This is a genomic window from Streptosporangium sp. NPDC023963 (assembly GCF_040639135.1).
Taxonomy (GTDB): domain Bacteria; phylum Actinomycetota; class Actinomycetes; order Streptosporangiales; family Streptosporangiaceae; genus Streptosporangium.
Window position 1 is genome coordinate 265,862 of record NZ_JBEZZK010000007.1, and the last position, 12,414, is coordinate 278,275.

A 12,414-nucleotide genomic window follows, 5' to 3' on the forward strand; every position below is an offset into this window, starting at 1 on the left:
GAGGGCTATGAGTGACCTGCTGGTCTGGATCGACTGTGAGATGACCGGGCTCGACCTCGGACGTGACGCGCTTGTCGAGGTGGCCTGCGTGGTCACCGACGGCGAGCTGAACCAGCTCGACGAGGGGGTGGACGTGGTCATCAAGCCCCCGCCCGAGTCCCTTGAGCAGATGTCGGAGGTGGTGCGGGAGATGCACACCGCCTCCGGCCTGCTGGACGCGCTGGGGGGCGGTGTCACGCTGGCCGAGGCCGAGTCCATGGTGCTCGAATACATCAGGGGCCACATCCGGGAGCCGAAGAAGGCCCCGTTGTGCGGCAACTCCATCTCCACGGACCGGTCGTTCCTCTCCCGCGACATGCCGGCCGTGGACGCGTTCCTGCACTACCGGATGATCGACGTCTCCTCGGTGAAGGAACTGGCCCGGCGCTGGTACCCCCGCGTCTACTTCGCCTCGCCCGAGAAGCAGGGCGGCCATCGGGCGCTGGCCGACATCGTCGAGAGCATCCGGGAGCTGCGCTACTACCGCGCGGCGGTCTTCGTGCCCCAGCCGGGCCCCGACTCCGCCACCGCCAGGGAACTGGCCGAGGGCGTGTCCACGCACAGAGCTTGAGCGTTTCACGAGAAACCCGGTACGAAACGACTCCCAAAGACCGCTACACTTTTCATGTGCTGCTGCGGCGGCGATGGTGGGTGTAGCTCAGTTGGCAGAGCGCTAGGTTGTGGTCCTAGATGCCGGGGGTTCAAGTCCCCTCACTCACCCCACGAGAACGGCCGGTCCCCAGGGGCCGGTCGTTCTTCATTTCCAGCCTCATTACCCCCCAAAAGTGGATATTGCAGGTTATGCTCGCTGCTATCGCTACGCCGTTAGGATCGGGGGTTTCGGCGACCTGACCGTGTTGCAGCCACGGAGGCCGGATGAGAGTCGACGACGCCCCGTTCGACGCAGAGCCCAGAGTCGTGACGGGTCTGAGCAGGCGTGAGACCGAGGTCATGGAACTGATCGCGACGGGTCGCTCCAACGGGCAGATCGCCCAGCACCTGTTCCTGAGCGAGAAGACCGTGAAGAACCACGTGAACCGGATCTACGCCAAGCTCGGCGTCGACTCGCGGGTCACCGCGATCGACCTGTGGCTGGAACGGGCGGCCCGCGAGGAACCTCAGCCCCACTAGCGCCCGCCGGCGCGGGAGACCCCGGAACCGCTAGGCGGAGAGGCGCAGGCAGCGGGAGGCCTCCAGGGCGCGGGCGATGGCGGACGTGCCCTCCCCCAGCTCCTCCGAGGTGATCGAGAGCGCCGGCCGCAACCGTACCGACCGCTCGCCGCACGGCAGGACCAGCACGCCCTCCTCCTCCCGCAGGCGGGCCACCAGGAGGTCGCGCTCCACCGCGTCCGGCAGGTCGAAGGCGCACATCAGGCCGCGCCCGCGCGCGTTCTCCGCCAGGTCGGGGTAACTCTCCTGGATCTCCCGCAGCGCCGCGAGGAGCTCGGCGCCGAGCCTGCCCGCGCGCGGGATCAGGCCGTCGCGCTCCACGATCTCCAGCATCCGGCGGGAACGGACCATGTCGACCAGCCCGCCACCCCAGGTGGAGTTGATCCTGCCGCTCACCTGGAACACGTTGCCGGGAACCGTGTCGACCCTGCGGCCCGCCATGATCCCGCCCACCTGCACCTTCTTGGCGAAGGCCACGACATCGGGGCGCAGGCCCAGCTGCTGGTACGCCCAGGGGGTGCCGGTGGTCCCCGCGCCGGTCTGCACCTCGTCCATGACGAGGAGGGCGTCGTACTCGTGGCAGAGCCGTTCCATCGCGAGCAGGAACTCCGCCCGCATGTGGTTGTCGCCGCCCTCGCCCTGGATGGGCTCGGCGATGAAGCAGGCGATGTCGTGGGGGTGGCGCTCGAAGGCCGCCCGCGCCGCGGCCAGGGACCTCTCCTCGGCCGCCTCGACGTCGCCGAGGTGGATCGCGGGCACCTCGATCCTGGGCCAGTCGAACTTCGGGAAGCGGTCGGTCTTGATCGGGTCGGTGTTCGTCAGCGAGAGCGTGTAGCCGCTGCGCCCGTGGAAGGCGCGGGTGAGGTGGAGAACCTTGGTACCGAGTTCCGGGGAGCGCCCCTGCGAGGTGTTGAGGCGGCTCTTCCAGTCGAAGGCGCACTTCAGCGCGTTCTCCACGGCGAGGGCGCCGCCTTCCACGAAGAACAGGTGCGGCAGCTCGGGGTCGCCGAGCACCCGGGCGAACGTCTCGGCGAAGTCGGCCAGGTGGGTGGTGTAGAGATCGGAGTTGGCGGGCTTGTTCGCGGCGACCCGGCCGAGCAGCGCCAGGAACTCCGGATCGTCGTCGAACGGGTTCACCCCGAGGGGCGCCGAGGCGAAGAAGGTGTAGAAGTCCAGGTAACTTCGGCCGGTGTGGGCGTCGACGAGGCGAGACCCCCGGCTCCGTTCGAGGTCCAGCACGAGCCGGTAGCCGTCGACGAGCAGATGACGGGCGAGACGGCCATGAACGTCCATGTCCCCTCCACGGTGATCCGAGAAGATGATCCCCCGTCGTTGACACATCTACACGGAGACATTACGTGTTAGATCCGATCCTTGTGAAGATTTTCTTGCGTACGCGCTGCCGGGGCGCGGATTTCCGGGCACGGGAGGGCGCAGCCCGGGCGCGGGATCGTACGCCCGGAGCCGGAGCCGGAGCCGTGCGGCCCGACCTCCCCGAATGACCGTTTCCCTTCCCGAAGATCACCCCTCCCGAGCCCACAAACCGGTTAAATCGGCCTATCGTGCGGTAAGGCAGTACGACCGCCAGGAGGAAGCCCGATGTCCCTTCGCGAATCCGCAGCCGACATGCGGGACGAACTGGTCCGCCTCCGGCACGCCCTGCACCGGGAGCCGGAACTCGGCCTCGACCTGCCACGCACGCAGGAGAAGGTGCTGACGGCGCTGTCGGGCCTGCCCCTGGAGATACGGCTCGGCGAGAGGCTGAGCTCGATCACCGCCGTGCTGCGCGGCTCCCTGCCGGGCCCGACCGTGCTGCTCAGAGGTGACATGGACGCCCTGCCGGTCACCGAGCGGGGCGACGCCGAGATCGTCTCGCGGATGGCCGGGCGGATGCACGCCTGCGGCCACGACCTGCACACCACCATGCTGGCGGGCGCGGCGCACCTGCTGGCCGCCGGGCGCGACCGGCTCGCGGGGAACGTGGTCTTCATGTTCCAGCCCGGCGAGGAGGGTCCCGGCGGCGCGAAGATCATGATCGAAGAGGGCGTGCTGGACGTGACGGGCGAGCGCCCGGTCGCGGCCTACGCCCTGCACGTGATCAGCTCGATACTTCCCCAGGGCGTCTTCGTGACCCGGAGTGGCCCGATCATGGCCGCCGTGGACAGGTTCACGGTGACCGTGCGCGGCGCCGGGGGCCACGGCGCCTCCCCGCACCGTGCCAAGGACCCCATCCCCGCGGCGTGTGAGATGGTCACCGCGCTGCAGACCATGGTGACGCGCGGGTTCGACGTGTTCGACCCCGTGGTCGTCACCGTCGGCAGCTTCCACGCGGGCAGCGCCGACAACGTGATCCCCGAGGAGGCCCGCTTCGAAGCCACGGTCCGGTCGTTCTCCGCCGCCGCGCACGCGCGCGTCCAGGAACGGGCGGTGACCCTGGTGAAAGGCATCGCGGCGGCACACGGGCTGGAGGTGGACGCCGGCTACGAGGTGAGCTACCCGGTCACGGTCAACGACGGCGCCGAGGCCCGTTTCGCGGGCGAGGCCATCCGCGAGGTCTACGGCGAGCGGCGCTTCGTCGAGGCTCCCCAGCCGTTCACCGGCTCCGAGGACTTCTCGTTCGTCTGCGACCAGGTGCCGTCGGCCTTCGTGGCACTCGGCGCCTGCCCGGCGGACGTCGATCCGGGCAGGGCCGCCTACAACCACGCCCCCGAGGCCAGGTTCGACGACGCCGTGCTGCCCGACGGGGCCGCGCTCTACGCCGAGCTCGCGACCCGCCGCCTCGCCCTCGCCGCGAGCTGAGCGAACCGGACGGACCGGGCGCGAGACGAGCGTGCGCCGAGCCGACCGGACGGGCCGGGCCCGGCGCGGGCCGCGCGCGGGTCCGGCGGGCCGGGCGCGGGATGGTGCAGGCCGGACGGGCCGGACGGGCCGGGCTGTACGGGGCCCGTCGGCGCGTCACGCCGCCGCGTAGACCACCAGCGAGACCGCGACGTACTGCGCCAGGTAGGCCGCGACGGTGAACGCGTGGAAGACCTCGTGGAAGCCGAACCAGCGGGGAGAGGGGTCGGGCCGGCGCATGCCGTACACGATCCCGCCCGCCGTGTAGAGCACCCCGCCGAGGAAGAGCAGGGCCACCGCGGCCGCCCCCGCGCCCTCCACGAGCTGGGGCAGCACGAAGACGGCCGTCCAGCCGAGGGCGATGTAGAGCGCGGTCGAGAGCCATCGGGGGGCGGCGGTCCACAGCACCCGGAAGAGGACCCCGGCGATCGCGCCGGTCCAGATCACGCCGAGCACCACCGCACTGGCCGCCCCGTCCAGGGCGAGCAGCGCGAACGGCGTGTAGGTGCCCGCGATGATCAGGTAGATGTTGGCGTGGTCGAGGCGCCGGAGCACCTCCTCCGAGCGCGGGGAGAGCGTCCCGCGGTGGTAGGTGGCCGAGATGCCGAAGAGCAGGCCGGAGGTGATCGCGTAGATCGCGGCGGCGAGTCTCGCCTCCAGGGTGGGCCCCAGCGCGACGAGGACGAATCCCGCGACGAGCGCCACGGGCAGCGCCCCGGCGTGCAACCAGCCACGAAGGCGGGGCTTGACGGACTCTGCGAGCGTTTCGGCAAGGATCGGGGCCATGAACCTACGGTAGCGTAAGTTACGCAGCCGTAGGTTGTGATCTATTCAACACCGGCGTCAACCGGTCGCGACTGCGCATATGGTTTCCCCTTCGGGTTCACACCAGGGAGAAGAGGACCGGACCGATGGGCAGGCGGGAAGCGCGGGAGCCGATGCCGGGACGGTACCCGGTGACCTTCGGCGAGGTCGATCTCCTGCAGGACCTCGACCGGCCCTCCGGCTGGGTCGTCTCCAAGGACGGCGTGCCGCAGTCGTACGTCGACCTGGACGACGCCACCTACCTCGACTTCGAGTACGTCCGGCTGATGGCCGACGTCATCGACCTCCTCGACGGGGGTCCGCTGGACGCCGTGCACGTGGGCGGCTGCGCCTGCACCCTGCCCCGTTACGTCGCGGCGACCCGTCCCGGGTCCCGGCAGGTCGTCGCCGAGCCGGACGAGGGGCTCGTCCAGCTCGTCAGGGACCAGCTCCGGCTGAAGTCGGTGCCCCGGCTCAAGGTCAGGATCCTCGACGGCCGCACCGCCACCGCCGGGCTCGGCGACGCCTCGGCGGACCTGCTCGTGCTGGACGCCTTCAGCGGTGCCACGATGCCGATCGACCTGGCCACCTCCGAGTACATGGGGGACGTCGCCCGCGTCCTGCGCACGGGCGGCACCCTGCTGATCAACGTCGCCGACGGCAAGGGCCTGGCCTTCACCCGCCGGGTGCTCGCCACCGTCCGCGGCACCTTCCCCCAGGTGGTGCTGCTCGCCGAGCCCGGCGTCATGCGGGGACGCCGCTTCGGCAACCTCATCGTCGCCGCCTCCCGCGTCCCCCTGCCCGTCTCCGACCTGACCCGCAGGGCCGCGGGCGGGCTCACGCAGGCCCGCTGCGTGCACGGCGAGGACATCGTCAATTTCATCGCCGGAGCCCGCCCGCTGAACGACGGCGACGCCGTGGTCATCCCCGTTCCCCCGCCCGCCGTCTTCGGCTGACCCGCTCGCCGCCCCTTCGGCCCGTCCCTTCCCGTCCCTTCCCGTCCCCTCAGCCCGGCGGGGCCGGTCCGGCATGCCGGTACGGCGCCTCAGCCCGGCACGGGAACCCAGGCGCCGACCCGGGTGCCCTCGCCGGGCGTCGAGGAGACGTCGAGGCCGCCGCCGAGCGCGGCCATCCGGTCGGCCAGCGCGCCCAGGCCCCCGCGGCCGGGCCCGCCCCGCTCGAAGCCCCTGCCGTCGTCGGAGACCGTGGCCCGCAGGCGCCCGCCGGACCAGGCCAGCCGCACCTCGATCCTGGAGGCCTCGGCGTGCTTGAGCGCGTTGGCGACGGCCTCGCTGACCGTGAAGTACAGGGCTCCCTCGATCTCGTCGGGGAAGCGCCGCGAGCGGAGCGCCGGATCGGCCGTCACGGTCGTGGCCACCGGCAGCCGCGAGCAGCGCTCCTCGACCGCCTCGGCCAGGCCGCCCTGGCTGAGCACGGACGGGTGAATGCCCGCCGCCAGTTCCCGCAGGTCGTTGAGGGTCTGGCGGGCCTGCTCGCGCAGGAGCGCCAGGCTGCCGGGGCCGCCGCCGGTGGCGCGCGCCAGCTCCAGCCCCGCGATCAGCGCGACGAGCTGCTGCTGCGCCCCGTCGTGGATGTTGCGCTCGATCCGCCGCCGCTCGGCCTCCTGCGCGTTGACCAGGCGTGCCGCCAGCCCCGCGCTCTGGATCGCCAGCCCGACCGGCACCGCGAGCGAGCCGAGCAGCCTGCGGTCCTCGGCGTTGAAACGTCCCGCGGCCCTGGGGCCGCAGGTGATGTGCCCCAGCCCCGCCGGGACGGTGAGCACCGCCTCTCCGTCCTCCCCGCCCGCCACCACCCGCGTGCCGTCCGCGAGCGTCACGGCGGCCCACCGCGTCTCCAGGCCCGCCCGTACGGCCTCCGCCAGCCTTCCCAGCTGTTCCACGGGGTCCGCCTCGTCCAGGCCCGGCCCGAGCTCTGTCAGGAGCTCGTCCACCGTCGGCCTGAGGTCGAAGACCAGGAGGAGCCTGGATCCCCTGACCGCCACCCGGATGTCGAGCAGGTTGTGGCGGAACACGACGGTGGCGATCACCGCGGGCAGCGCGGCCACCGCCGTCACGACGCCGACCCAGCTCACGGCCTGGCCGCCCTGCCCGAAGATCACTATCGTCACGGAGCCGCTCAGGGCGGCCACCACCCCGAGGATCATCCAGCGCAGGCGGCGCCGTTCGACGAGGGTGCCGCGCCGCCGGCGCAGCACGAGGGAGGCCAGCACCGACAGCGCCACGAGGAAGACCACCACCTGCCCGAGCCCGCCCACCGAAGCGGCGAGCAGCCCGGCCGTGCCTTCGAGCCCCACCGGGTTGCCGTGCGGAAAGGTCAGGGCGTAGACCTCGTCGGGGCTCAGCAGGACGCCCAGCCAGTGCAGGAGGATCGCCACCCCCGCGATCCAGGCGACCGGGCGCCAGCGCGGCGAGGGCAGTCTGCCGTCAGGGAAGATCAGCGGGATGAACACCCAGCTCAGGCCGTAGAAGCCGGAGAACAGCGAGGCCAGCAGCGCGCCGGCCACGGCGAGGGGGCCGTGGGCGTCGCCGTACGCCACCAGGACGCCCACGCCGAGGCCGCCGAGACCGAGGCAGCAGGCGGTGACCAGCAGCAGCCAGCCGTAGGGGTTGTCGGGGCGCCTGACCGCGATGAGCAGGCCGACCGAGGGCAGGATCGCGCAGGCCACGACGAACAGCCACTGGCTGAGCGGCACGGGCACACCGGCCTCCAGCACGCCGCCCACGACCATCCCGGCCACCGACACCGCGGCCATGGACGCGGCGAGGGCGCGGACCGGGGCGGACGCCGACGGGCCCGGCGGTGACGCGGGTGCCGGAACGGTTCGAGGGGCCGTGGACGTCATGGGACGTAGGGTGACCTGCCGCGGGCTCCGCCGTCCAGGGGGTTGCCCGCACATCCGGTGCGGTTCGCCGCACCGGCGGGACGGAGGACCGCCGGGTGTCGCGAGGCGGGAGCGCTTCCTAGTTTCGGATAAGGGCCATCGGGGAGATGGCCGCAACGCCGGAGAACATCCCAAGGAGCATCTCATGCGGTTGCCGTTCCGATCGAAGCGCCTGCTCGCCATCGCCGTCACGGCCGTTCCGGTGATGACCCTGCCACTGGCCGTCCCCGCGGCGGCGGTCACGGCTGAGGCGGTCACGGCCGGGGCGGTCACGACTGAGGCGGTCACGGCTGAGGCGGTCACGGCGGGGAGACCTCTCGCCGAGCCGGAGATCCCGGACAGCCCCGCCGGCCGGCAGCTGCGCTGGTTCCTCGGCGCGCCGGACCGGGCGCCGCTGGCGGAGAGCGAGCTCAAGGAGCATCTCAACTCCGGTTTCCTCGCGTCGCTCACGGTCAACGGCGTCAACGCCTTCCTCAAGGCGTCGAAGGGGTTCCGCCTGGAGAAGCTGACCAAGGAGACGCCGTCCTCGCTGGCCGGGACCGGGACGATCGGCGAGCAGGCGTTCACCCTGCAGCTCGGCGTGGACGGCGACGGGAAGATCAACCTGCTCGGGCTGACGCCCCCCGAGCCCTCCGTGCCCGCCGCCCCCAGGAGCTGGGAGAAGCTCGACGCCCGGCTCCGCGAGGTCGCGCCGCGGGTGGGCTTCCTCGCCGCCGAGATCGACAGGCGGGGCAGGTGCGACGTCGCGCACGCCGTGGCGCCGGACACGGCCCGCCCGCTGGGATCGATCTTCAAGCTGTACGTGCTCGGCGCCGTGGCCGAGAAGATCCGCGACGGCGGGCTGAGCTGGAACACCAAGCTCACGATCAAGCCCGAGTGGAAGAGCCTGGGCGAGGACGGGCTGACGGGCCGCCCCGACGGCAGCACCACCACGGTCGCGGAGGCCGCCAAGCTGATGATCTCGATCAGCGACAACACCGCCACCGACATCCTGATCCACACGGTCGGCCGCAAGGCCGTGGAGGCCAAGGTACGGCGGTGGTCGAGCCATCCCGAGCCGAACGTCCCCTTCCTCACCACGCGCGAGCTCTTCCTGCTCAAGGGCGTGAACCACCCCGCGCAGGCGAGCGCCTACCTGGCGCTCGACACCGCGGGCAGGCGCGCCTACCTCAAGGACACGGTCGCCAAGCAGTCGCTGTCGGACATCGTGCTCTGGCAGAAGCCCCGCGAGATCGACACGGTGGAGTGGTTCGGCTCGCCCCGCGACGTCTGCCGCGCCTACGCCGGACTTCTCAAGCTGGGCGGCAGGCAGGTGAGCGCGGTGATGTCGGCCAACGACCTCGGGCTCAAGCTCGACAGGAAGAAGTGGCCGGTGGTCTGGGCCAAGGGCGGTTCCGAGATGGGCGTCCTCGACCTGTCGTACCTGGCCCGCTCGGCCGGGGGGAGGACCTACGTGGTGACCGCGCTGACCAGCGACCCCGCCGCCGCGCTGGACGAGCGGGCCACGGCCCCCGAGCTGATCTCCCTGAGCCGGGGCGGCTTCGCGCTGGCCACCGGAAAGTAGTCCCGTCCTCCGGGCGGCCGTGAACAGCCGCCCGGAGGACGGCGGGAGACAGCCGCCGGACGGGCGCGGCCGGGTGGACCGGCGGGCTTCGCCGTCGAGGCCGTGGCACTTCGTTGCCACGGCCTCGTCCGTCATGGAATAGTTGAAACATCAACTGAGTTATCACCGGCGAACATCGCCGAAAGGAATCCGCAATGCCGGCCGTGACCGTAGAGAACCCGCTGACCCTGCCCCGCCTGCCGCAGCCGCTGAACGCGACCCGCGAGCGCCAGGTGCTGGCCGTCACCACCGCACCGAGCGGATTCGAGGGAGAGGGCTTCCCGGTCCGCAAGGCACTCGCGACGATCAAGTCCCAGTATCTCGACCCGTTCATCATGATGGACCAGATGGGTGAGGTCGACTACGCGCCGGGCGAGCCCAAGGGCACCCCCTGGCACCCGCACCGGGGCTTCGAGACCGTCACCTACATGATCGACGGCGTGATGGACCACGCCGACTCGCACGGCGGCGGCGGCACGATCTCCGACGGCGACACCCAGTGGATGACGGCCGGCGGCGGCATCCTGCACAAGGAGGCTCCCCCGGAGTGGCTGGTCCAGAAGGGCGGCCTCTTCCACGGGATCCAGCTCTGGGTCAACCTGCCGGGCAGCGAGAAGATGGTCGCGCCGAAGTACCAGGACATCGGCAGGACCAACGTCGTCCTGCTCAGCAGCCACGACGGCGGAGCGCTGGTCCGCCTCATCGCGGGCGAGGTCGGCGAGTTCACCGGCCCCGGCTCCACCCGGACGCCGATCACCCTGCTGCACGCCTCCCTCAGCCCCGGTTCCCGGCTGACGCTCCCCTGGCGCAAGGATTTCAACGCGCTCGCGTACGTCCTGTCGGGACGCGGCACCGTCGGCGGCGACCGGCAGCCGATCGAGTCGGGCCAGCTGGCCGTCTTCGACGGCTTCGGCAACCTTCCCGGCCTGGGCACCGACGGCGAGACCATCACGCTCTCGGCGGCCGGCACCCAGGAGAGCCGCAGCCCCAACCTGGAGGTCATCGTGCTCGGCGGCCGCCCGATCGGCGAGCCGGTCGCGCACTACGGGCCGTTCGTGATGAACACCCAGGCGGAGCTGGCGAAGGCGTTCGAGGACTACCAGGCCGGCCGTCTCGGCACCATCCCCGCCGGCCACGCCTGATCGCGGCACACGCGGCCCCGCGTCCGGGATCCGGCCCGGGGCCCAGCGTCCGGGATCCGATGCGGGCCCGGCCTACGGCGCGGATCGGAACATCGCGGCCGGAGACGCCACGGCCCCGGGCCTCGGGGCCCGCCGACGGGCCCGCGCCGCCCCCTGCCGGGCCTAGCGTTCGGTGAGGGTGACGCAGGCGACACGGAGGCCGGCATCGCCGACATCGGCGCCGGTGGTGCGGGTGGGCTTGGCGTGGATCACGAGCGACCGGGGCAGCCGGCCCGGGACGAGCGCCCAGTCCTGGGTGGTGGTGGCGATGGCGTCGCCCCGGACGTCGGTGGTGAAGTCGAGCCAGACCTCGTTCTCGGGGCTCGCCTGGGCATGGGAGTGCCGATAGTGCGGCCCGGCGTCCTCCGGTTTGAAACCGCACGCGTTGACGTGCAGGTGCGCCCCGTAGGTGCGGCTGTGGAGCATGTTCTTGACGGTGACCCTGGCGGTGGCGAGCACCGCTCCCGACTCCACGGTGACCCGCGCCGAGGCTCCGGGGGGCACCAGCGCGGTGTCGTAGACGATGGCGGAGGCGCGCGGCGCGGGTCTGGTGAACGTGCCGCCCCCGGCGAGGCGGATCCCCTCGGCGCTCGGACCCGCGCTGGGGCTGTGCCCGGCCGGATGGGGCGCGGCGACCTGCTCGCCGCAGCCCGTGCAGAGCAGGGCGACGGCGGCGAGAACTCCCAGAATGCGCATCCACGATCTCCTTGACCGGGCCGGAGAAGAGCAGCGCCCACCATATCGAGTGATCATACGACCACGCTCGGTATTGACCGCTCCCGGCCACGCCGCTCCGGAGATCCGCGGCGGGGGCCGGGCGGTGTCCGCGCCGCGCGGGAAGGCGGAGATCACGGCGGGGGCCGGAGACGCCCGTCGCCGGCCCCCGCGGGGCGGGAGGGATGCAGCGCCGGCGGCAGCGCCCCCGCCTCGTCGTCGCCGGCCCGCGCGGGGCGGGAGGACGGAGCCGCCTCCATCGCACCCGTCACCACGGCGACGACCGTGGTGTCCCTGGGAAAGGCCCCGCGTTCCGCGAGGGTGAAGACGCCCCACATCATCTTCGCCACGTAGATGCGGTCGAGCGACATCCCGTGCCGGTGGGCGAAGTCGTCGGCGAACGCATCCAGCTCGGGAGCGCGCCTGGCGTAGCCCCCGGCGTGGAAGTCGTGGTCGATCGTCCAGTTGGCCGACACCTCGCCGTAGGTGGCCGCCTGGAGCCTGGCGACGTCGTCTGCCAGGAACCGCGCTCCCCGCAGGACGGAGAAGCCCAGGGCCCGCCGCCCGGCGGCCAGCCCGGCGGCGATGCCCGCGAGCGTGCCCCCGGTGCCGACGGGGCAGCACACGACGTCGAACGGTACGTCGATCTCCCCGGGGAGTTCGGCGCAGCCGCGGACGGCCTGCTCGTTGCTGCCGCCCTCGGGCAGCAGGTAGAACCGGCCGAACCTCCGGCGGAGTTCCTCGACCACGGGCGCGGTGCCCTTCGCCCGGTAGGTGGTGCGATCCATGTAGACCAGCCGCATCCCCGAGCGCGCGGCGAAGGCCAGCACGTCGTTGAGCGGCAGGTGCTCCTCGCCCCGGATGACGCCGACGCTCCGGAACCCGAAGCGGGCTCCGGACGCGGCGACGGCCCGCACGTGGTTGGAGTAGGCGCCGCCGAAGGTGAGCAGGGTCTCGTGGCCCAGCTCGGCGGCCCGCGCGAGGTTGTACTTGAGCTTGCGCCACTTGTTGCCCGGCAGGAGGGGGTGGATCAGGTCGTCGCGCTTCAGGATCACGCGTACGCCCGCGCGGGCGAGCCGGGGGTCGTCGAGCTCCTCGAGGGGCGAGGGCGGCGTCCGGTCGAACTCCCGCGACCCGCGTCCCGGATCGGTCATGATCGGCCG

The 12,414-nt window shown here is 72.0% G+C and carries 11 protein-coding genes and 1 tRNA gene; 7 read left to right on the forward strand and 5 right to left on the reverse strand.

Features of this window, described 5'->3' with window-relative positions:
* The first annotated feature begins 7 nt into the window (after positions 1-7).
* From orn to AB0F88_RS23065, 3 genes are all read left to right on the forward strand, one after another.
* On the forward strand, positions 8-610 hold the full coding sequence (orn, locus tag AB0F88_RS23055; RefSeq protein WP_362687439.1) for an oligoribonuclease: 603 nt from the start codon (positions 8-10) through the stop codon (positions 608-610).
* A 76-nt stretch (positions 611-686) separates the two neighbouring features.
* A tRNA-His gene (locus tag AB0F88_RS23060) sits at positions 687-762 on the forward strand.
* Positions 763-915: 153 nt separating this feature from the next.
* On the forward strand, positions 916-1,170 hold the full coding sequence (locus AB0F88_RS23065) for a LuxR C-terminal-related transcriptional regulator (protein WP_362687442.1): 255 nt from the start codon (positions 916-918) through the stop codon (positions 1,168-1,170).
* Between the two features lie 30 nt (positions 1,171-1,200).
* Here AB0F88_RS23065 and lat read toward each other — a convergent pair whose 3' ends face one another.
* On the reverse strand, positions 1,201-2,502 hold the full coding sequence (gene lat / locus AB0F88_RS23070; protein WP_362687445.1) for an L-lysine 6-transaminase: 1,302 nt from the start codon (positions 2,500-2,502) through the stop codon (positions 1,201-1,203).
* A gap of 306 nt (positions 2,503-2,808) precedes the next feature.
* On the opposite strand from lat, the gene AB0F88_RS23075 reads away from it, so the two are divergent.
* The gene (locus AB0F88_RS23075; protein WP_362687448.1) at positions 2,809-4,008 is read left to right on the forward strand and encodes a M20 family metallopeptidase; all 1,200 of its coding nucleotides are present in this window, start codon (positions 2,809-2,811) and stop codon (positions 4,006-4,008) included.
* Between the two features lie 156 nt (positions 4,009-4,164).
* On the opposite strand, the gene AB0F88_RS23080 is transcribed toward AB0F88_RS23075, so the two are convergent.
* Positions 4,165-4,833 (reverse strand): hemolysin III family protein, encoded by a 669-nt coding sequence (locus AB0F88_RS23080; RefSeq protein WP_362687451.1) that lies wholly within the window; start codon positions 4,831-4,833, stop codon positions 4,165-4,167.
* Between the two features lie 125 nt (positions 4,834-4,958).
* On the opposite strand from AB0F88_RS23080, the gene AB0F88_RS23085 reads away from it, so the two are divergent.
* Complete coding sequence (locus AB0F88_RS23085) at positions 4,959-5,807, forward strand: fused MFS/spermidine synthase (RefSeq protein ID WP_362687454.1); 849 nt, start codon at positions 4,959-4,961, stop codon at positions 5,805-5,807.
* 89 nt (positions 5,808-5,896) lie between these two features.
* Here the strand turns inward: AB0F88_RS23085 and AB0F88_RS23090 are convergent, their stop codons facing one another.
* Positions 5,897-7,714, reverse strand: a complete 1,818-nt coding sequence (locus tag AB0F88_RS23090; protein ID WP_362687457.1) for an ATP-binding protein — start codon at positions 7,712-7,714, stop codon at positions 5,897-5,899.
* Between the two features lie 184 nt (positions 7,715-7,898).
* Between AB0F88_RS23090 and AB0F88_RS23095 the strand changes: the two genes are divergently transcribed.
* Both AB0F88_RS23095 and AB0F88_RS23100 read left to right on the forward strand, forming a co-directional pair.
* Positions 7,899-9,317 carry a serine hydrolase gene (locus AB0F88_RS23095; protein WP_362687460.1) on the forward strand — a complete coding sequence of 473 codons (1,419 nt, stop codon included), beginning with the start codon at positions 7,899-7,901 and terminating at the stop codon, positions 9,315-9,317.
* A 194-nt stretch (positions 9,318-9,511) separates the two neighbouring features.
* Positions 9,512-10,498, forward strand: coding sequence for a pirin family protein (locus AB0F88_RS23100; RefSeq protein ID WP_362687463.1), 987 nt, complete (start codon positions 9,512-9,514; stop codon positions 10,496-10,498).
* 162 nt (positions 10,499-10,660) lie between these two features.
* Here the strand turns inward: AB0F88_RS23100 and AB0F88_RS23105 are convergent, their stop codons facing one another.
* Together AB0F88_RS23105 and AB0F88_RS23110 are read right to left on the reverse strand one after the other, a co-directional pair.
* Entirely contained in the window at positions 10,661-11,233 is a 573-nt protein-coding gene (locus AB0F88_RS23105; RefSeq protein ID WP_362687466.1) for a hypothetical protein, read from the reverse strand.
* 152 nt (positions 11,234-11,385) lie between these two features.
* Positions 11,386-12,405, reverse strand: coding sequence for a pyridoxal-phosphate dependent enzyme (locus AB0F88_RS23110; protein WP_362687469.1), 1,020 nt, complete (start codon positions 12,403-12,405; stop codon positions 11,386-11,388).
* Positions 12,406-12,414: the final 9 nt, after the last annotated feature.